Raw genomic sequence first — 19731 nt, 5'->3', positions numbered from 1 at the left:
CAGGGGACCAGATGACCAGTGAGCCCGTCATAGCCCTGCGCCGGGTCACCGCCGAACTCGGCGCACGCCCCGTGCTGCGCGGCATCGACCTCACCGTCGGCCGCGGCGAGGTCGTCGCGCTGCTCGGCGCCAACGGCTCCGGCAAGTCCACCGCGATCCGCACGATCATCGGCCAGGTGCCGACGAGCGGCGGCACGATCGAGCTGTTCGGCACCCCGCGCCGCGCCTTCCGCCAGTGGGCGCGCGTGGGCTACGTACCGCAGCGCACGACGGCCGCGGGCGGGGTCCCGGCGACGGTCACCGAGATCGTCTCCTCGGGCCGGCTGTCCCGCACCCGCTTCGGCGTCTTCCGCAAGGCCGACCGGGAGGCCGTGCGGCGGGCCCTGGAGCTGGTCGGCATGGCCGACCGGGCGAAGGACTCGGTGAACGCCCTCTCCGGTGGCCAGCACCAGCGCGTGCTGATCGCCCGCGCCCTGGTCGCCGAGCCCGAGCTGCTGATCATGGACGAACCGATGGCGGGCGTCGACCTGGCCAGCCAGGAGATCCTCGCCCGGACACTGAAGGACCAGGTCGCGGCCGGTACGACGGTCCTGCTCGTGCTGCACGAGCTGGGCCCGCTGGAGCCCCTGATCGACCGGGCGGTCGTCCTCAGGGACGGCTGCGTGCTGCACGACGGCCCGCCGCCGCAGGCCGTGGGCCAGCATGCGCTGCCGGGCCACGACCACGTACACCCGCACGCACCGGCGGGTTCCGAATCCCTGCGGACGGGGCTGCTGAGCTGATGGACTTCCTGAACTACGCCTTCATGCAGCGGGCGCTGCTCGCCGCCGTCCTGGTCGGCATCACCGCCCCCGCCGTCGGCATCTACCTGGTCCAGCGCCGTCAGGCCCTGATGGGCGACGGCATCGGGCACGTGGCCATGACGGGCGTCGGCCTCGGCTTCCTGCTCTCCACCTCCCCGGTGTGGATGGCGACGGCCGTGTCCGTCCTCGGCGCGGTCCTGATGGAACTGATCCGCTGGTACGGCAGGACGCGCGGCGACATCGCCCTCGCGATGCTCTTCTACGGCGGCATGGCCGGCGGCGTGATGTTCATCAACCTCGCGCCCGGCGGCTCCAACGCGAACCTCACGTCGTACCTGTTCGGCTCGTTGTCGACGGTGTCGCAGTCGGACGTCGTCTCGATCTGTCTGCTGGCCGCGTTCGTGGTGCTGGTCACCCTCGGCCTGCGCCGCCAGCTGTTCGCGGTGAGCCAGGACGAGGAGTTCGCCCGGGTCACGGGTCTGCCGGTGCGCGCGCTGAACCTGCTGACGGCGGTCACGGCGGCGGTGACGGTGACCGTCGCCATGCGCGTGGTCGGCCTGCTGCTGGTGTCCGCGCTGATGGTCGTGCCGGTGGCGGCGGCCCAGCAGCTCACCCGCAGCTTCACCGCCACGTTCGTGATCGCCGTCGCGATCGGGATCGCCGTGACCGTCAGCGGCACGATCACCTCGTACTACCAGGATGTGCCGCCCGGTGCGACGATCGTCCTGCTGACCATCGCCGCGTTCATCGCGCTGACCGCGCTGGCCACCCCGCTGGCCCGGCGACGCGCCCGCGCGGCGGCCCTCGCCGGACCCGCCGGGGACCCGGCGGAGTGCACGATCCCGGCCACGGTTCCGGGCGCGATTCCCGGTGCCGTTCCGGGTGCGAGAGGCGCCGGGGACGAGGTCGGCGTCTGACCGCTGTCAGTCCGGGCTGGCACAATGGCCGCCCGGGCAGAAGCGAGACGTGAGGAGACGACGGTGACGACCGCTGGACCGCCCGTGAAGGGCCGCGCGACCCGGCAGCGTGCAGCCGTGGCGGCGTGCCTGAACGAGGTCGACGAGTTCCGCAGCGCGCAGGAACTGCACGACATGCTCAAGCACAAGGGCGACTCGGTCGGGCTGACCACGGTGTACCGCACGCTGCAGTCCCTCGCCGACGCCGGCGAGGTCGACGTCCTGCGCACCTCCGACGGCGAGTCCGTGTACCGCCGCTGCTCCACCGGCGAACACCACCACCACCTCGTGTGCCGCGCCTGCGGCAAGGCGGTGGAGGTGGAGGGTCCGGCCGTGGAGAAGTGGGCCGAGGCGATCGCCGCCGAGCACGGCTACGTCAATGTGGCGCACACAGTGGAGATCTTCGGCACCTGCGCCGACTGCGCGGCGGCCCAGGCGAACTGACGGCCGCTCAGGCCCAGGCGAACTGGCGGCCGCTCAGGCGCAGGCGCTGTGCCGGTCCAGGACCGCCCGCAGCCGGTCGGCGTCCGCCGGATCGGCCAGCCCGCGCTTGGGCAGCAGGGTCAGACAGCGCGCGTTGCGGTCACCGCTGAACAGGACGAACGCCTCAGGGGTCTCCCGGTACACCGGCCGGGCGCCCCAGCCGTGGACGACCGTGGTGTGCTCCGCGCGGATCGTCACCCCGGCGTCCGTCACCGTCGCACGGCACGGCCCGATCAGGTCGGCCACCCGGGCCAGACTGCGCGCCTGTAGCCGGGGTACCAAGGGGAGCCCGACGCCGAAGTAGCACATGAGGATCAACGCAAACGGGTCCACCCGGCCGGCGGCCAGTCCGGCAGCGGTGATCAACGCGAAGGCGGCGAACGCCAGTCCCATCGTCCCCCTCATCAGCCTGGCCGACCTGCTGACCTTCCGGCGCGCCCGCACCGCCGACGCGAAGTCCCGCACCTCGTGCCGGTACGTCAGCTCCACCGCCTCCTGGACGGCCTCCCGCCCCATGTCCATGACCATGAGGCGGGATCGTACCGGCAGTGCTCAGGCCTGCTGGTGGCCCTCTATGGCCAGCAGCTCCTCGTTCGGGATCGCCCCGCCGAAGCGCCGGTCGCGGGAGGCGAACTCGATGCAGGCCCGCCACAGGTCACGTCGGTCGAAGTCCGGCCACAGCACGTGCTGGAAGACCATCTCGGCGTACGCGCTCTGCCAGAGCAGGTAGTTGGAGGTGCGCTGCTCGCCGCTGGGCCGCAGGAAGAGGTCCACGTCCGGCATGTCGGGGTAGTACAGGTACTTCTGGATGGTCTTCTCGCTGACCTTGGCCGGGTCGAGCCGGCCCGCCTTCACGTCCTCGGCCATCGCCTTGGCGGCGTCGGCGAGTTCGGCCCGGCCGCCGTAGTTCATGCAGAAGTACAGGGTGAGCAGATCATTGTCCTTGGTCTGCTCCTGGGCCACCTGGAGTTCCTTGGCGACCGACTTCCACAGCTTGGGCATACGGCCCACCCAGCGCACCCGGATGCCGAGTTCGTCGAGCTGGTCCCGCGTCTTGCGGATGAAGTCGCGGTTGAAGTTCATCAGGAAGCGGACCTCGTCGGGCGAGCGCTTCCAGTTCTCGGTGGAGAAGGCGTACAGGGAGATGTTGCGGACGCCGACCTCGATCGATCCCTGGAGCACGTCCAGCACGCGCTCGGCACCGACCTTGTGCCCCTCGGTCCTGGGCAGCCCCCGCTCCTTCGCCCACCGCCCGTTGCCGTCCATGACGATGGCCACGTGGTTCGGCACCAGCTCGCCGGGGAGCTTCGGCGCACGGGCACCCGACGGGTGCGGCTCCGGCGCCTTGTACTCGCGGCGCTGGCGCCCCAGGATCCCGCGTACGACCATGTGCTTCTCGTCTCCCTCTTACTTCTCGACGTACCTGAGCGACCGCAGCCCGCGCTCCAGATGCCAGTGCAGGTAGGCGGACACCAGCCCGCTGCCCTCCCGGACGTACCGCGCCTCGCACGCGTCGGCCGTCTCCCAGTCTCCCGTAAGCAGAGCGCCGAGGAGTACCAGAGTCTGCGGCGAGGGTACGACGCTACCGGGCACCCGGCAGTCGACGCAGACGGAGCCGCCGGAGGCCACGGAGAAGAACCGGTTGGGACCGGGCATACCGCACTTCGCGCAGGCGCCGAAGCTGGGCGCGTACCCGTTGACGGCGAGGGAGCGCAGCAGAAACGCGTCGAGGACGAGATGGGGCGCGTGCTCGCCCCGGGCGAGCGTCCGCAGGCCGCCGACGAGCAGCAGATACTGCTGTACGGCGGGCTCGCCCTCGTGGTCGGTGAACCGCTCGGCGGTCTCCAGCATGGCGGTGCCGGCGGTGTACCGCGCGTAGTCGGTCACGATCCCGGCACCGTACGCGGCGATGGTCTCACTCTGCGTGCACAACGGCAGCCCGCGCCCGACCAGCTCGCTGCCGCGCGCGAAGAACTGCACGTCGACGTGGGAGAACGGCTCCAGCCGCGCGCCGAACTTCGACTTGGTCCGCCGCACCCCGCGCGCCACGGCCCGTACCCGGCCGTGACCGCGCGTGAGGATGGTGATGATCCGGTCCGCCTCACCCAGCTTCTGGGTGCGCAGCACGATGCCGTCGTCGCGGAACAGACTCATGCCGTCCATTCTCGCGCACGGGAACCGCTGCACTGCCCGTCCGAGTGAAAACCACCGGCCTTCCCTTCCGCAGCCGCTGCCGCTGCCGGAAAGCGGACGCGGTGTGCGGCGGGTCGATGCCGGGCTTGTCGGCCGCGTCATGCCCTGGACACCGCTACCGCTGCCACCATCCTGTGGAGGAGGATCAGTCCACGATCCGGCCCGACAGAGTCTGCGCCAGAGCCTGCTTCAGGAGCCCTGATGACGTTCCCCGCCCCGCTCACCGGTGTCGTCCCGCCCGTCTGCACGCCCCTGACGCCGGACCGCGAGGTGGATGTGCCCTCGCTGCTCAGGCTGGTCGACCATCTCGTGGACGGCGGGGTGCACGGGCTGTTCCTGCTCGGGTCCACCTCGGAGGCGGCGTTTCTGACGGACCGGCAGCGCAGACTGGTGGTGGAGGCGGTGACCGGGCACATCGGCGGCCAGCTGCCGGTCCTCGCGGGGGCCATCGACATGACCACGCCCCGCGTCCTGGAGCACGTCACGGCGGTGACGGCGGCCGGCGCGGAGGCGGTGGTCGTCACCGCGCCCTTCTACACCCGCACCCACCGCTCGGAGATCGTCCACCACTACCGCCGGATCGCCGCCGCGAGCCCGGTGCCGGTCATCGCCTACGACATCCCGATGGCCGTGCACACCAAGCTCCCCGCCGACCTGGTGCTGGGCCTGGCTGCCGACGGGGTGCTGGCCGGGCTCAAGGACTCCAGCGGGGACCTGGGCGCCTTCCGGGAGGTCGTCACCGGGGCCCGTGCGCATCCCGGGTTCAGTGTGCTGACCGGCTCCGAGCTGATCGTGGACGCGTCACTGGCGCTGGGCGCGGACGGGTGCGTGCCGGGGCTGGGCAACGTCGACCCGCACGGCTACGTCCGCCTCTACCGCCTGTGCCGAGCGGGTGACTGGGCGGGGGCGCGGGCCGAACAGGAGCGGCTGTGCGCGCTGTTCGGGATGGTCCGGGCCGGTGATCCGGCGCGGATGGGCGGGGGTTCCTCGGCGCTGGGCGCGTTCAAGGCGGCACTGCACCTGCGCGGGATCATCGGCTGCCCGGTGACGGCCGAGCCGCAGGTGCCGCTGTCCGGCGAGGAGACCGAGAAGGTCGGCAAGTTCCTGGCGGCGGCCGGGCTTCTCTAGGGCAGGGTGAGTCTGCGGAACTCCAGGGTGTCGTAGCTGTGCGCGGTGCCCGTCTCGTACAGGACGCCGACCGTGGCGGGGCCCAGTTGGACCAGGTCGGAGTAGGCGGCGGGGCGGTCCGTGAGGGTGCGCAGCCTGGTGAAGGTGTGGCCGGCGTCCGTGCTCGACCAGAGCGCCAGGGCCCGGCGGGCGGTCGGCACGGAGGGGGCCGAGAAGAGCAACGGGGCGTTAGGGCCGTGGAGTTGGAGGACGCTGCCCTGGACCACGGGCACGTCGTTCAGGGTCGGCTGGACCGTGTAGGGGCGGTCGAGGGACCGGCCGCCGTCCCCGGAGTAGGCGTCCAGGCGGTGGCCGGGGGCGGTGCCGTACTGGTGGCGGGCGTTGAAGTAGAGCCCCCCGTCGGGGAGTTGGGTGGCCGTCGTCTCGTTGACGTTGGTCACTCCGCCGGTGGTGGCCGACACGAAGCCCAGGTGCCAGGTGCCGCCGCCGTCGTCGCTGTAGAGCGCGTGGCCGCCGTCGTACCGGGGGCCGGCGCCGGAGGAGCCGGCGGGCGGGGCGACGGAGTGGTTCGCGGGGACGAGGAGGCGGCCGTGGTGCGGGCCCCGGGTGAGGGCCACCGCGTGGCCGGGTCCGGTGGCGTACCAGCGCCAGCCGGGCCGCTTCACCTGGGCCGTGATGTCCTCCGGGGGCGAGAAGCGGCGGCCGTCGTCCCGGCTGCGCTGCACGTACACCCTGCGGTCGGCCTCGCCACGGCTGATCTGGCGCTCCGTCGCCTTGCCGCTGTTGCCGCAGGTGACGAGCACGACGGCGCCGGTGCGCGGGTCCACGACCGGCGCCGGGTTGCCCCGGGTGTCGCCGTGCCCGGCGGCGACGACGGTCAGCGGGCCCCAGGTGCAGCCGCCGTCAGCCGACCGGCGCAGGACCACATCGATGTCGCCCGAGTCCCCGGCGCCGTTCCGCCGTCCCTCGGCGAACGCCAGCACCGTGCCGCGCCGGGTGCGGACGAGCGCGGGGATCCGGTACGTGTGATAGCCGCCCCGGCCGGAGACGTACGGCACGGAGGCGACACAGCCGGGGGCCGCGTGGGCCGGGGTCACCTGGGGGGTCAGGGGGGCGGTGAGGAGGGACAGGGCGGCGAGGAGGGTGCGGTGGAGCGGGGTCACACCGTGATGGCTGCCCGGATTCGCCGGGGTTCGCCTACTCCGTCAGGGGGCCGTCGTGGGCAGGCGGAGGCGGCCGTCGTGGACCTCCGCGATCCGGTCGGCCGCGGTGAGATGGGTGCGGTCGTGGGTGACCAGGACGGTCGCGGTGGCCCGCTCATGGGTCAGGCGGGTGAGCAGGTCGACGACGGCGGCGCCGCGTTCGTGGTCGAGGGCGCTGGTGGGCTCGTCGACCAGGAGGAGGGCGGGGTCGTTCATCAGGGCGCGGGCGATGCCGACCCGCTGGCGCTGGCCGCCGGAGAGCTGGTGGGGCCGCCGTCCGGCCTGCGCGGCCAGGCCCACCGCGTCGAGCAGCTCCAGGGCCCGGGCGCGGGCCTTGCCCGGTGCGCGCCCGTCGATCGCGGCCATGAGCTGCAGTTGCTCGGCCGCGGTGAGCGAGGGCAGCAGATGGGGCTGCTGGAAGACGATGCCGATGGTGTGGCGGCGCAGCTCGGCCAGTTCCGCGCGGCTCAGGCCGGTCGTGGTGACACCGTCGACGGTGACCATGCCGGCGTCGGGGGTGACGAGGGTGGCGGCGACGGCGAGAAGGCTGGACTTGCCCGAGCCGGAGGGGCCGGCCACGGCGGTCAGGGTGCCCCGGGGCACGTCGAGGCTGACCCGGTCGAGGGCGGTCAGGCGGTCCTCGCCGTCGGGGTAGGTCAGGGTGATCTCGGACAGGTTGAGGCTCATCGGGCGCCCCCCAGGGCGGTCAGCGGGTCCACGGAGGTGATGCGGCGGACGGACAGGGCGGCCCCGAGCGTGCCGAGCAGGATCGTCACGGCGGCGGGGGCGAGGACGGTGGCGGGGGTGAGGAGGAACGGCACCGCGTTCCCCACGGCGAAGGCGCCGAGCGCGGCGGCGATGCCGGTGCCGAGCAGGGTGCCGCCGACGAGCAGGACGGCGGCCTGGCCGAGGGCGTCCTTCAGCAGGTGCGCGGTGGAGGCGCCGAGCGCCTTGAGCACGGCGATGTCACCGCTGCGCTGGATGGTCCAGACGGTGAAGAAGGCGCCGACGACGAGCGCGGAGATGGCGAACAGGAAGCCGCGCATCAGTTGCAGGGAGCCGTTCTCGGAGGTGTAGGAGCCGATCGCGGACAGCGAGCCGTCCTTGGTGACGGTCCGGGTGCCGATGGTCCGGTCGGCGGCGGTGACATCCGCGCCGGCCGTCGTGTTCAGGGCGATCACGGTCGCCGTCGGCCCCTCGCCCGCACCGCCGGGCGGTGCCGCCTGCCGCCATGCGGTGAGGCTGGTCCAGATCACGGGGGTGTGGCTGAAGGAGGCGTCGCCGGCCACGGCGGCCACGGTCAGCTTCCGGCCGGCCAGGGTGAGGGTGTCCCCCGGCGTGAGGCCGCCGAGGCCGTGGGCGGCGGCGGTGGACAGCACCGCCGTGGCCTCGTGGATCGCGCCGCCGTCGGGGGACAGGCGGGAGCCGGGCCGGACGCCGAAGGCGGAGACCGCGGTGCTCCGGTCGCCGGCGGTGGCCTTGGTGGTGGTGATCCCGAGCGGTTCGGCGCGGGTGACGCCGGGCACCTCGGCCCACTGTTCCCACTGGCGGGCGGTGACGGTGGAGTCGGTGTACGACAGGCTCTGCCCCGTGCCGGGGGCGGCGAAGGCGATCCGGTCGGCGGGCAGGCCGGTGATCGCGGAGATGCTCTGCCGGCCCAGACCGGCGGTGAGTCCGGACAGCAGCCCGACCAGCAGGGTGATCAGGGTGATGACGGTTCCCATCAGGGCGAAGCGGCCCTTGGCGAACCTCAGGTCTCTCCAGGCGACGAACACGGCGGCGACTGCTCTCTGCGGAGGTGGATGTGGTGTGCCCCCACCGTCGCCGCCCGCACCCCGCTCGGGCATCTGGCGGCGGAGGGCACTTCGCGGATCGAAGGGCGGCGCCCGCATTGCAACTTTCGGCAGAGGCCGGCCGGCGCGTCGTTTCCCTACTCTGGAGGGACTGTGAACAACGCCGGCCGAACCGTGAGCACCGCCTCCCCCGCCCTCACCCCGACCACCCGGGCCCTGTCCTGGTGCCTGCACCTGCTGGTCGTCGGCCTGCTCGCGCTGGCCGCCGTACGGGCGGTGACCGGTTCCCTGCCGTATGCCGGGGCGACCGTCGCCGTGGCGGCCGGGTGCGGGCTGGTGTACGCGGCGGGGCCGCTGCTGCCCCGGGTCCGGAGCGGCCGGCGGGCCGCCGCCTGGTGGCTGGCCGCCGTGGGCGCGGTGTGGCTGGTGCTGCTGGCGCTGTCCGCCGACGGGGTGTGGGTAGCCTTCCCGCTGTACTTCCTCCAGCTCCATCTGCTGCCCCGCCGGGCGGGTCCGGCCGCCGTGGCCGCGACCGCGTGCGCGGCGGTGGTCGCGTTCGCCGCCCATCAGGGTGCGTTCGGCGCGGCCATGGTGATCGGGCCGGCGCTCGGGGCCGCCGTCGCGGTCGCGGTGGTGCGGGGATACCAGGCGCTGTACCGGGAGAGCGAACGGCGCCGGCGTCTGATCGAGGAACTCACCGCCACCCGCGCCGACCTGGCCGAGGCCCAGCACACGGCGGGGGTGCTGGCCGAACGCGAGCGACTGGCCCGCGAGATCCACGACACGCTCGCGCAGGGTCTGTCCAGCATCCAGCTGCTGCTGCGCGCGGCCGAACGCACCTTGCCCGACACGGCGGAGAACGCCGCGCGCCATGTCGGCCAGGCCCGCCAGGCCGCGGTCGACAGCCTTGCCGAGGCCCGCCGCTTCGTCGCCGCCCTCGCTCCGCCGGCTCTGGAGGGCAGCAGCCTGCCGGACGCGCTGGAGCGGCTGTGCAGCACCACCGGGACCCGCCACCGCCTCAGGGCCCGCTTCCGTCTCAGCGGTGACCCGGCCGCCCTGCCGACCGCGCAGGAGGTCGCCCTGCTGCGCGTCGCCCAGTCCGCGCTGGCCAATACCGTGCGCCACGCGCGTGCTACGACCGTGGAGGTCACCCTCGCCCGACGCGACGACGGGATCACCCTCACGGTCACCGACGACGGCGCGGGTTTCGACCCCGTCCGACTGCCGGTGCCCGACCCCGAGACGGGCAGCTTCGGCCTGACCGCCATGGAGGCCCGCCTCCGCGCCCTGAACGGCACCCTGACCATCGACTCGGCCCCCGGCCACGGCACCACCCTGACGGCCCGCCTCCCGCTCCCCGCGCCCGAAGGGACCGAGCCCCCGCCCGCCCCCACCGGTACCCCGTCCCCCCTGCCCACCCACACGAAGGCCCACCCGTGACCGACCACCCCGACCACCCCGGCCGTCTCGACCACCCCGTCCGCCTTCTCCTCGCCGACGACCACCCCGTCGTACGCGCCGGGTTGCGGGCCGTGCTGGAGACCGAGCCGGGGCTGGTGGTCGTGGCCGAGGCCGCGACCGCTGAGGAGGCCGTCGACCGGGCCGCCGAGGGGGACGTCGATGTCGTGCTGATGGACCTGCGGTTCGGCAAGGGGATGGGTGGCGCGGAGGCGACCGCCGCGATCACCGCACGGCCGGACGCGCCCCGGGTGGTGATCGTCACGACCTACGACTCCGACGCCGACACCCTTCCGGCGATCGAGGCGGGCGCGACCGGTTACCTGCTCAAGGACGCCCCTCCGGAGGAGCTGGCCGCGGCCGTGCGTTCGGCGGCCGGCGGGCGCACCGCCCTGGCGCCCGCGGTCGCGGACCGGCTCATGAGCCGACTGCGCACCCCGGGCACCTCGCTGACCCGGCGTGAGACCGAGGTCCTCGCCCTGGTCGCCGAGGGGCTGTCCAACCAGGCCGTCGGCCGCCGGCTCCACCTCACCGAGGGCACCGTCAAGTCCCACCTGGCCCGCGTCTACGCCAAGCTCGGCGTCGACTCCCGTACCGCCGCCGTGGCCGCCGCCGGCGACCTCGGGCTCATCCGCCGCTGACCGGTCTCAGGCGTCAGGAGGGGGTGCGGGCAGCCGCCAGCAGGCGGGTGACGTCGTCGGCGCAGATCGTCAGGGCCGCGCCGACCGTGGTGAGCGCGTCCCGTTCGGCGGGCGTGTAGGGGCCGTCGGCGAGGGCGATGCGGGCGGCCTGGAGGAGGAGGGACTCGCGGCCGGCGGGGGCGAGGTGCGGGGCGAGCGGGTCCAGGGCCTCGTGCAGCTCTATCGTCAGGCCGGCGCCGTACGCCTGCTCGAAGACCCGGCCGGTGTCGGCGGCGAGGGCCTCGACCAGCGCGGCCAGCTGCTCCTCGGTGCAGTCGTCGAAGCCGGCCGCGCGGACCGTGGCGGCGGCGGTCTCCAGGGCCGTACGGGAACTGGTGCCGCCCGCGGCGAGCACGGCGAGGGCGACGGTGTGCACGGCGTCACGGAGCATCGCGGAGAAGCGGCGGGTGGTGGGGTGGTCGAGGACGTCGGTGCCGTAGTGCCGGCGGCAGGCCGCGCATTCCACGACCGGTCCGGCCGTGCCGCGCGGCAGCAGGGGCAGCCCGAGCAGGGTGAGCCGGCGGCGGCCGGTGAGCCGTTGGTAGTTGCGGTCCCCTCCGCAGCCGGGGCAGTAGAACTCGCCGTCCCCGACCGGGGTCCATGCGGTGCGCGCACCCAGAAGACGCAGGGCCCGGCCGTTTCGTCCCCGTAGTGGCAGCACGTCGCACCTCCGTAACCGCGCGGCAACATCGCAGCGCTGGCGTGATGTTAGCCACATCACGGAGGCTGAGTCAGTACCCCGGAAGAGACCTTTCTGTGACCTGCCCGGCCCCATGGCTGAAAACGGGCGGGGCCCCGGCCGCCGTATACAGCGGTCGGGGCCCCGAAACTCCCGGTCAGAGTGGTCAGCGGGCCGCGCGGTTGACGGCCGAGACGACCGCCTTCAGCGACGCACGCGTCGTGTTCGCGTCGATGCCGATCCCCCACAGGACCTTGCCGTCGATCGCGCATTCGATGTAGGAGGCGGCCTGCGCGGAGGCGCCCTCGCTCATCGTGTGCTCCTGGTAGTCCAGCAGGCGTACGTCGACGCCGATGGACTCCAGGGCGTCGAAGAAGGCCGAGATCGGACCGTTGCCGGAGCCGGACAGGACGGTGTCCTCGCCGTCGACGGTGGCCTCGACGGTCAGGGTGTCGACGCCGTCCGTGTCCGTGGTCGACTGGCCCGTCTTGACCTGGATGCGGCCCCACGGGTTGTCCGGGTTCGGCAGGTACTCGTCCTGGAAGACCGCCCAGATCTCCTTCGGCGTGATCTCGCCGCCCTCGGCGTCCGTCTTCGCCTGGATGAGCTTCGAGAACTCGATCTGCATCCGGCGCGGCAGGTCCAGCTTGTGGTCGTTCTTCAGGACGTAGGAGATGCCGCCCTTGCCGGACTGCGAGTTGACGCGGATGACGGCCTCGTAGGAGCGGCCGACGTCCTTGGGGTCGATCGGCAGGTACGGCACCGCCCACTCGATGTCGTCGACCGTGACGCCCTTGGCCTTGGCCTCGGCCTCCATGGCGTCGAAGCCCTTCTTGATGGCGTCCTGGTGGGAGCCGGAGAAGGACGTGTAGACCAGGTCGCCCACGTACGGGTGGCGCGGGTGGACCTCCATCTGGTTGCAGTACTCCCACGTACGACGGATCTCGTCGATGTCGGAGAAGTCGATCTGCGGGTCGACGCCCTGGGAGAACAGGTTCATGCCCAGGGTGACCAGGTCGACGTTGCCGGTGCGCTCGCCCTGCCCGAACAGGCAGCCCTCGACGCGGTCGGCGCCGGCCATCAGCGCCAGCTCGGCCGCCGCCACGGCCGTACCGCGGTCGTTGTGCGGGTGGACGGAGATGCAGACGTGCTCGCGGCGGGAGATGTTGCGGCTCATCCACTCGAAGCGGTCCGCGTGCGTCGACGGCGTCGAACGCTCCACCGTGGCGGGCAGGTTGAGGATGATCTCGCGGCCCGGGCCGGGCTGCCAGACGTCCATGACCGCCTCGCAGACCTCCAGGGCGAAGTCCAGCTCGGTGTCGGTGAAGATCTCGGGGCTGTACTGGTAGCCGAACTCGGTCTCCGGGCCCAGCAGCTTCTCGGCGTACTCCATCACCAGGCGGGTGCCGTCGACGGCGATCTGCTTGATGTCGTCCTTGGAGCCGCGGAAGACCACGCGCCGGAAGACGGGCGCGGTGGCGTTGTAGAGGTGGACGGTGGCGCGGCGGGCGCCCTTCAGGGACTCCACGGTCCGCTCGATCAGGTCCTCGCGGGCCTGGGTCAGGACGGAGATCGTCACGTCCTCGGGGATCGCGCCCTCTTCCTCGATGATCGAGCGCACGAAGTCGAAGTCGGTCTGGCCGGAGGCGGGGAAGCCGACCTCGATCTCCTTGTAGCCCATCTTGACCAGCTGGTCGAACATCCGGCGCTTGCGCTCGGGCGACATCGGGTCGATCAGGGCCTGGTTGCCGTCACGCAGGTCGGTGGAGAGCCAGCGGGGGGCGACGGTGATGCGCTGCTCCGGCCAGGTGCGGTCCGGGATGTCGACCTGCTCGTAGCGGCCGTACTTGTGGATCGGCATGGTGCTGGGCTGCTGGCGGTTGGCCATGATGCGTGGGCTCCTCAGGATGTCCGGATATCCGAGTGGACGGCCGACGACGCAACGCCAGAGCTCCGCGGGGAGGGAGTCGGCCTTTGACTACAGGCCCTCACCGCGGCAGCTAAGAAGAAGCAGCCCGAAACGCATGATGCTCCGCAGCCTAGCCGAGCCGCGCCGGACACGAGGGCCTGTATCAGTATGCGGGACCGCGGGAGCAAAAGGGACAAAAAGTGCACCATACCACTGTGACTACGGTACGCAGGCGAAGCATCACCGTATTGTCACCGTATTTCACCAATCACGGTTGCGGGTAGTGACACTGGCATCACGCAGTGCCATGGTGCTGAGCCATGACCAGCAACGGGGGCTTGAAGCCCGTCTTCTGCACGATCGTGCCGCCGCACATCCTCGACCGGCTCGCCCAGCACGAGGACTCGGCGCTCTCCGACTCCGCGCTGCGCACCCTGCAACACGACTCCTCGCTGCGCACCCGCCGCCGCGTCACCGCGGTCCGCACCCAGGCCGCCGTCGCCGCCGCGGCGCCCGCCACGAGCCAGCCGAAGCGCACGATCTACGACGCCCAGCACGGCAGCGACCTGCCCGGCACCGAGGTCCGCGCGGAGGGCCACGACCCGGTCCAGGACGCCAGTGTCAACCGCGCCTACGCCGGCCTCGGCGCGACCTTCGAGCTGTACCTGAAGGCGTACGAGCGGAACTCCATCGACGGCAACGGGCTGCCGCTGAACGCGTCCGTGCACTACGAGACCAACTACGACAACGCCTTCTGGAACGGCGAGCAGATGGTCTTCGGGGACGGCGACGGCCAGATCTTCACCGACTTCACCTCCTCCGTCGACGTCATCGGCCACGAACTCACCCACGGCGTCACGCAGTACACCGCGAACCTGGAGTACTACGGCCAGTCCGGCGCGCTCAACGAGTCGGTCTCCGACGTCTTCGGCTCCCTCATCAAGCAGTACTCGCTCGGCCAGACCGCCGACCAGGCCGACTGGCTGATCGGCCAGGGCCTGCTCGCGCCGGGTGTCCACGGCACCGCGCTACGCTCGATGAAGGCCCCGGGCACGGCGTACGACGACCCCCGGCTCGGCAAGGACCCGCAGCCCGCGACCATGGCGCACTACGTGCACACCAACCGCGACAACGGCGGCGTGCACACCAACTCCGGCATCCCGAACCACGCCTTCTACCTGGTGGCCTCCGCCATCGGCGGGCACGCCTGGGAGAAGGCCGGGCAGATCTGGTACGACGTGCTCACCGGCGGCGAGCTGGCGTCGGACGCGGACTTCGCCGCGTTCGGCACACTGACGCTGAAGGCGGCTCAGCAGCGGTACGGCGCCGGGGCCGAGGTCGACGCCGTACAGAAGGCGTGGGCACAGGTCGGGGTGCGGACGTCGTAGTTCCGTACTAGACAGGGACCCATGCGTATCCAAGTACGGCGCACGGGCGGTTTCGCGGGGATCGAGCGCCGGGCCGAGGTGGACACCTCGGGCCGGCCCGACGCCCTGTCCCTGCAGGCCCTGGCCGAACGCGTCCTCGCCGCCGGCCAGGGCACCCCGCCGCCGGGCGTCCCGGACGGCTTCGCCTACGAGATCACCGTCGACGGCCGCACGGTGTACGCGGCCGACCCCCGACTCACGCAGGAGCAGCGGGAGTTGGTGACGCTGGTGCTGAAGGAAGGGGCGTAGCCGGCGTTTCACGCCGGGGCATTGACTTCCGTTACCGGGGGTAAGGATGATCCCGGCCATGGCGACTGACGACGCAGGCGATCCGATATCCCCGGTGCCCCCGGTACCCCGCTTCCCGGACGGCTTCCTGTGGGGTGTCTCGACCTCCGCCCATCAGATCGAGGGGGCGGCCGACGAACGCGAGCGTTCCGTGTGGGACGTCTTCACGGCCGAGCCGGGACGGGTGAAGGACGGCTCGACGGCGGCGGTGGCCTGCGACCACTACCACCGCTACCGGGAGGACGTGGCCCTCCTCGCCGGCCTCGGCGTGGACGCGTACCGCTTCTCGATCTCCTGGCCCCGGGTGAACTCCCCCGGCGGGCTGGACTTCTACGACCGCCTGGTGGACGAGCTGTGCGCGGCGGGCGTACAGCCCGTGCCCACCCTCTTCCACTGGGATCTGCCCGCCTCCCTGGACTGGCTCGACCGGGACACGGCGGCCCGGTTCGCCGACCATGTGAGCGTGGTGGCCGAGCGCCTCGGTGACCGGGTGAAGAAGTGGATCACCCTCAACGAGCCGGCGGAACACACACTGCTGGGACACGCCCTGGGCGCCCACGCGCCCGGCAAGCAGCTCCTCTTCGACGCCCTCCCGGTCGCCCACCACCAGCTCCTCGCCCACGGACTCGCGGTACGAGCCCTGCGCGCGGCCGGAGCGGCCGACATCGGCATCGCCAACTCCCACGGCCCCACCTGGCCCGCCTCCGGCGAACCGGCGGACATGGAGGCGGCCGGCTTCTACGACGTCCTGCTCAACCGCCTGTTCGCCGAACCGGTCATCCTCGGCGCATACCCGGAGGGGATGGGCGAGTTGATGCCGGGGGACGACGTCTCAGCCGACCTCAAGGTCATCGCGGAGCCGGTCGACTGGTACGGGATCAACTACTACGCGCCGACCCGGGTGGGCGCGCCCGGCGGCACCGACAGCGAGTACGGCGGCCTGACCCTCCCCGCCGAACTCCCCTTCTCCGTACGGGAGATCGAGGGCCGCCCGACCACCGACTTCGGCTGGCCGGTGGTCCCGGAGGGGCTGACGGAACTGCTGACCGGCTTCCGCGAGCGCTACGGCGCGAAGCTCCCGCCGATCGTCATCACCGAGAACGGCTGCTCGTACGAGGGCCTCGACGACCAGGACCGCATCGCCTACCTGGACGCCCACCTCCGCGCCCTGCACACGGCGCTGGAGTCCGGGGTGGACGTGCGCGGCTACTTCGTGTGGTCCCTGATGGACAACTTCGAGTGGGCGGAGGGCTACGCGCGCCGCTTCGGTCTGGTGCACGTGGACTACAGCACCCTGGAGCGCACCCCGAAGGCCTCCTACCACTGGTTCCGGGACATGCTCCGGGCCCAGAGATGACCACGGCCGGCGCTTCGGCCGACGCCCTCGCGGAACCGGTCGAACGGGTCGGCCGGGGCTGGACGGCAGCGCTGTCGCTGGCCAACGGGGCGATCTGGGTGGGCTGGTTCGGCCCGCTGCAGATCCTGCTCGCCTCCCAGGCCAAGAATTTCGCGCCCGGCTCCGGGATGTCGAAGGAGACGATGCTGGCCTGGGTGACAGGGGCCGGTGCGGCGGTGTCGCTGGCGGCGAACCCGGTCGTCGGCGCCCTTTCGGACCGTACGACGTCCCGCCGGGGCCGCCGTACGCCGTGGATCGTGGCCGGGACGGCGGGCGGCGCGCTGTCCCTGCTGCTGCTCGCGCGGGCGGGCGGGGTGTGGTCCATGGCGGCGGGCTGGTGTCTGGTGCAGCTCACGCTGAACGCGGCGTTCGCGGCGGTGACGGCGGCGGTGCCGGACCGGGTGCCCAGGCTCCAACGGGGCGCGGTGGGCGGCTGGTTGGGGGCGGCGCAGATCCTGGGCGTGGTCGGCGGCACCGGCCTCGCGACGGCGGCCGGCGGGATCGGCGCCGGGTATGCGGCGTGCGCGGTGTGCACGGTGGCCGGGGTGCTGCCGTACGTGCTGCGGTACCCGGATCTGCGGCTGTCCGCCGCCGACCGCCCGCCGTGGTCCTGGCGGGCGTTTCTGGCGGGCTTCTGGCTGAGCCCGCGCCGGTATCCGGACCTGGGCTGGGCGTGGCTGACCCGGTTCCTGATGAACCTCAGCAACGCGCTGGTGCTGCTGTACCTCCTGTACTACCTGCGCGACCGCCTCCACTACCACGACCCCGGCCAGGGGGTGCTGATCCTGACGGCCGTCAACAGCCTGACGCTGATGGCGACCGTCGTGGCGGGCGGGGTGTGGTCGGACCGGGTGGGCCGGCGCAAGCCGTTCGTCGTCTGGTCCGGGGTGCTGATGGCGGTGGCGACGGCGGCGCTGGCCGGGTGGCAGACCTGGCCGGGCGCGATCGTCGCGTCGGCGGTCCTCGGGATCGGCTTCGGCGTGTTCACCTCGGTCGACTTCGCGCTGATGACGGACGTCCTGCCCAGGGCCCTGGACCGGGGCAAGGACCTGGGCGTCATCAACGTGGCCAACGCCCTGCCCCAGGTGGCCGCCCCGGCGCTGGCCGCCCCGATCGTGACGTACCTGGGCGGCTACCGTGTGCTGTACCTGGTGGCGGCGGCGATCGGGCTGGCGGGGGCGGTGCTGGTGGGGCGGATCAGAGGCGTGGACTAGTGCCGCGGCAGGCAACGTTTGCCCGTCAAGGAGCGGCGTCCGGTGCGTGCTCTCGGCGTGCGGGCCGGAAGCCCTCGTACTGGACGTACTTGGGCTTTCGGCCGGTGCGGCGAGTGGGGGTACCCCCTCTGGGGGAGCGTGCAGGGCGTCGCGACGGGGCGAACGTTGCCTGTTGCGGCACTAGAGCGCCCCGGCATCCCGGGCCGCGTAGACCGACGGGTACACCGGCCGGTAGCCCAGCTCCCGGCGAATCCGCTCGGTGGACATGATCCCGAGCCACGGGTCGGGGTCGGTGCGGTCGTGGAGTGCGGCGGGGACCTCGGCTCCGTTGAGCTGGTGCAGTTCGACCGCCGTGACGGGGGCGTCGTCGGCGATGTTGTAGATCCGGCCGGCGATGCCCGGCGCGTGCAGGATGCGCAGCAGGCCCTGGGCGACGTCCGCGTGGTGTCCCATGTGCAGGCGCTGGGTCGCCGCCCAGCCGGCGGCCCACCGCAGCGACTGGGGCAGGTGCGGGTCGCCCTCGCCGTAGACGAAGGGCAGCCGGGCGACGCGCACGTCCATGCCGTCCATGGCCAGCAGCGCCCGTTCGGCCTCCGCCTTCGCCGCGGGGTAGGCGCCCCACATCGCGCCGCCGGGCCGGCTCTCGTCCTCCTCGGTCACCGGGCGGCCCCGTCCCTTCCCGTACACCAGTCCCGTGCTGACCTGCACGAAGCGCTGCACGCCGGAGGCCAGCGCGGCCCGGCCCAGCTCCACCGCGGCGTCCCGGTTGACGGCCCAGGCCTCCTCGTCCGGTACCCCGCGGAAGGACGCGGCGATGTTCAGGACGGTGTCCACGCCGGCCACCGCTTTGCCGAGCGCCTCCGCGTCCCTCAGGTCCCCCGCCACGACCTCGGCGCCCAGCTCCGCGAACGGCTCCCCGCGTGCCGCGTCCCGCACCAGCACCCGGACCCTCTCCCCCGGCCGGGTCTGGGCCAGCAGCCTGGGCACGAAGCGGCGTCCGACCTGTCCCGTCGTCCCGGTCACCAATGTCAGCATCATGTGCTCCTCTCGTCGGTGACCAGCCTCGGCCGACGCGGGAGAGACCGGGAGAGACCTGCTGATCGGGGGATCGACAGTCCCTGGATAAGCCGGGCGGGCTGCCGCACGCTGGAGAGGTGAACCGAGCCGAACTCGCCGACTTCCTGCGCCGTGGCCGCGCCCGGCTGACCCCGTCGGACGTGGGCCTGACGCCCGGCACGCGCCGCCGCACACCGGGCCTGCGCCGGGAGGAGGTGGCAGCGCTGGCGGGCATGTCGGTGGACTACTACACGCGGCTGGAACAGTCCCGGGGGCCGCGCCCGTCCCGCCAGATGCTCACGGCGCTGGCGCGTGCGCTGCGCCTGACCGACGCCGAACACGACCACCTGTTCCACCTGGCCGGCGAGGAGCCGCCGCGCCGCGAGACGGCGTCGGCGCATGTCCGGCCCGGTCTGCTGCTGATCCTGGACCGCCTGTACGACACTCCGGCGCAGCTGGTGAACGACTGCGGTGAGGTCCTGGCCCAGAACGCGATGGCCAAGGCGCTGGTCGGCGACGTGATGTCCCGCCCCCGGCACGAACGGAACCTGATCCGCCGCTTCTTCCTGGACCCGACCGCGCGTTCACTCTTCCCGGCGGAGGACCACGAGCCGCACGCGCGCTCCCACGTGGCCAACCTGCGCGCGGTGACCGCGGCCCGCCCCGACGACCCGGAACCGGCCGAGCTGGTCGCCGAACTCCGTTCATCGAGCGAGGAGTTCGCGCTCCTGTGGGACCAGCACGAGGTGTCCCTGCGCAACCGGGCGACCAAGCGCTTCCAGCACCCGCTGGTGGGCCTCCTGGAACTGGACTGCGAGGTCATGCTCAGCCACGAACACCACCACCTCCTCATCGTCCACACAGCCCGCCCGGGAACGGAGTCCCACGAACGGCTTCAGCTGCTGAGGGTGGTGGGGTTGCAGGACATGGCCCCCCAGGGGGCCGTCGGCTAGGCAGTCCCCACGCGGGAAACGGGGCCCGGGGACGGAGCCCCCGCCCTCAGAAACCCAGCTTGCGAAGCTGCTTGGGGTCCCGCTGCCAGTCCTTGGCCACCTTCACGTGCAGG

The 19731-nt window shown here is 72.4% G+C and carries 20 protein-coding genes; 11 read left to right on the top strand and 9 right to left on the bottom strand.

Annotation, left to right across the window (positions count from 1 at the left end):
• Nucleotides 1-11 precede the first annotated feature (11 nt).
• The 3 genes from LE548_RS12485 (at nucleotide 12) to LE548_RS12475 (ending at nucleotide 2203) form a co-directional block, all read left to right on the top strand.
• The gene (locus LE548_RS12485) at nucleotides 12-782 is read left to right on the top strand and encodes a metal ABC transporter ATP-binding protein (protein ID WP_225096852.1); all 771 of its coding nucleotides are present in this window, start codon (nucleotides 12-14) and stop codon (nucleotides 780-782) included.
• Entirely contained in the window at nucleotides 782-1720 is a 939-nt protein-coding gene (locus LE548_RS12480; protein WP_225096851.1) for a metal ABC transporter permease, read from the top strand. The genes LE548_RS12485 and LE548_RS12480 overlap by 1 nt, the downstream gene beginning before the upstream one ends.
• 63 nt (nucleotides 1721-1783) lie before the next feature.
• Nucleotides 1784-2203, top strand: coding sequence for a Fur family transcriptional regulator (locus LE548_RS12475; protein WP_225096850.1), 420 nt, complete (start codon nucleotides 1784-1786; stop codon nucleotides 2201-2203).
• Nucleotides 2204-2236: 33 nt separating this feature from the next.
• Here LE548_RS12475 and LE548_RS12470 read toward each other — a convergent pair whose 3' ends face one another.
• From LE548_RS12470 to recO, 3 genes are read right to left on the bottom strand one after another with little or no spacing between them, the layout of a single operon-like run.
• On the bottom strand, nucleotides 2237-2770 hold the full coding sequence (locus tag LE548_RS12470) for a YcxB family protein (protein WP_225096849.1): 534 nt from the start codon (nucleotides 2768-2770) through the stop codon (nucleotides 2237-2239).
• A 24-nt stretch (nucleotides 2771-2794) separates the two neighbouring features.
• The gene (locus LE548_RS12465) at nucleotides 2795-3631 is read right to left on the bottom strand and encodes an isoprenyl transferase (RefSeq protein WP_225096848.1); all 837 of its coding nucleotides are present in this window, start codon (nucleotides 3629-3631) and stop codon (nucleotides 2795-2797) included.
• An 18-nt stretch (nucleotides 3632-3649) separates the two neighbouring features.
• Nucleotides 3650-4396 (bottom strand): DNA repair protein RecO, encoded by a 747-nt coding sequence (recO, locus tag LE548_RS12460; protein ID WP_225096847.1) that lies wholly within the window; start codon nucleotides 4394-4396, stop codon nucleotides 3650-3652.
• Nucleotides 4397-4636: 240 nt separating this feature from the next.
• Between recO and LE548_RS12450 the strand changes: the two genes are divergently transcribed.
• Nucleotides 4637-5563, top strand: coding sequence for a dihydrodipicolinate synthase family protein (locus tag LE548_RS12450; protein WP_225096846.1), 927 nt, complete (start codon nucleotides 4637-4639; stop codon nucleotides 5561-5563).
• On the opposite strand, the gene LE548_RS12445 is transcribed toward LE548_RS12450, so the two are convergent.
• The 3 genes from LE548_RS12445 to LE548_RS12435 are packed head-to-tail and all read right to left on the bottom strand — an operon-like array spanning nucleotide 5560 to nucleotide 8540.
• Complete coding sequence (locus LE548_RS12445; protein ID WP_225096845.1) at nucleotides 5560-6726, bottom strand: exo-alpha-sialidase; 1167 nt, start codon at nucleotides 6724-6726, stop codon at nucleotides 5560-5562. The two genes, LE548_RS12450 and LE548_RS12445, sit on opposite strands and share 4 nt — an antisense overlap.
• Before the next feature lie 42 nt (nucleotides 6727-6768).
• Entirely contained in the window at nucleotides 6769-7452 is a 684-nt protein-coding gene (locus tag LE548_RS12440; protein WP_225096844.1) for an ABC transporter ATP-binding protein, read from the bottom strand.
• A complete protein-coding gene (locus LE548_RS12435; protein ID WP_225096843.1) occupies nucleotides 7449-8540 on the bottom strand; it encodes an ABC transporter permease in 1092 nt (363 codons plus the stop codon). The genes LE548_RS12440 and LE548_RS12435 overlap by 4 nt, the downstream gene beginning before the upstream one ends.
• Before the next feature lie 192 nt (nucleotides 8541-8732).
• Here LE548_RS12435 and LE548_RS12430 point away from each other — a divergent pair, with 192 nt between their 5' ends.
• Nucleotides 8733-9998 (top strand): sensor histidine kinase, encoded by a 1266-nt coding sequence (locus LE548_RS12430; protein ID WP_225096842.1) that lies wholly within the window; start codon nucleotides 8733-8735, stop codon nucleotides 9996-9998.
• Nucleotides 9995-10657 carry a response regulator transcription factor gene (locus LE548_RS12425; protein WP_225096841.1) on the top strand — a complete coding sequence of 221 codons (663 nt, stop codon included), beginning with the start codon at nucleotides 9995-9997 and terminating at the stop codon, nucleotides 10655-10657. Before LE548_RS12430 ends, LE548_RS12425 begins: the two co-directional genes overlap by 4 nt.
• Nucleotides 10658-10670: 13 nt before the next feature.
• On the opposite strand, the gene LE548_RS12420 is transcribed toward LE548_RS12425, so the two are convergent.
• Nucleotides 10671-11357: a TerB family tellurite resistance protein gene (locus LE548_RS12420; protein WP_225096840.1), complete on the bottom strand. Its 687-nt coding sequence runs from the start codon at nucleotides 11355-11357 to the stop codon at nucleotides 10671-10673.
• Between the two features lie 184 nt (nucleotides 11358-11541).
• On the bottom strand, nucleotides 11542-13263 hold the full coding sequence (gene leuA, locus LE548_RS12415; protein WP_225096839.1) for a 2-isopropylmalate synthase: 1722 nt from the start codon (nucleotides 13261-13263) through the stop codon (nucleotides 11542-11544).
• Nucleotides 13264-13604: 341 nt separating this feature from the next.
• On the opposite strand from leuA, the gene LE548_RS12410 reads away from it, so the two are divergent.
• Genes LE548_RS12410 through LE548_RS12395 form a run of 4 tightly spaced genes read left to right on the top strand, consistent with a single transcriptional unit; the run spans nucleotide 13605 to nucleotide 17609 of the window.
• A complete protein-coding gene (locus tag LE548_RS12410; protein ID WP_225096838.1) occupies nucleotides 13605-14672 on the top strand; it encodes a M4 family metallopeptidase in 1068 nt (355 codons plus the stop codon).
• 21 nt (nucleotides 14673-14693) lie between these two features.
• Complete coding sequence (locus LE548_RS12405) at nucleotides 14694-14960, top strand: protealysin inhibitor emfourin (protein ID WP_225096837.1); 267 nt, start codon at nucleotides 14694-14696, stop codon at nucleotides 14958-14960.
• Between the two features lie 58 nt (nucleotides 14961-15018).
• Entirely contained in the window at nucleotides 15019-16356 is a 1338-nt protein-coding gene (locus LE548_RS12400) for a GH1 family beta-glucosidase (protein WP_225096836.1), read from the top strand.
• Complete coding sequence (locus LE548_RS12395) at nucleotides 16353-17609, top strand: MFS transporter (RefSeq protein ID WP_225096835.1); 1257 nt, start codon at nucleotides 16353-16355, stop codon at nucleotides 17607-17609. Before LE548_RS12400 ends, LE548_RS12395 begins: the two co-directional genes overlap by 4 nt.
• Nucleotides 17610-17789: 180 nt before the next feature.
• Here LE548_RS12395 and LE548_RS12390 read toward each other — a convergent pair whose 3' ends face one another.
• Complete coding sequence (locus LE548_RS12390) at nucleotides 17790-18644, bottom strand: NAD(P)-dependent oxidoreductase (protein ID WP_225096834.1); 855 nt, start codon at nucleotides 18642-18644, stop codon at nucleotides 17790-17792.
• 119 nt (nucleotides 18645-18763) lie between these two features.
• Between LE548_RS12390 and LE548_RS12385 the strand changes: the two genes are divergently transcribed.
• Entirely contained in the window at nucleotides 18764-19618 is an 855-nt protein-coding gene (locus LE548_RS12385; RefSeq protein ID WP_225096833.1) for a helix-turn-helix transcriptional regulator, read from the top strand.
• Nucleotides 19619-19731 lie beyond the last annotated feature (113 nt).

It is taken from the genome of Streptomyces sp. CoH27, assembly GCF_020181035.1.
GTDB classification, from domain to species: domain Bacteria; phylum Actinomycetota; class Actinomycetes; order Streptomycetales; family Streptomycetaceae; genus Streptomyces; species Streptomyces camelliae.
The sequence above is the reverse complement of the archived record's forward strand: the minus strand, read 5'-3'. Positions and strand labels throughout refer to the sequence as shown.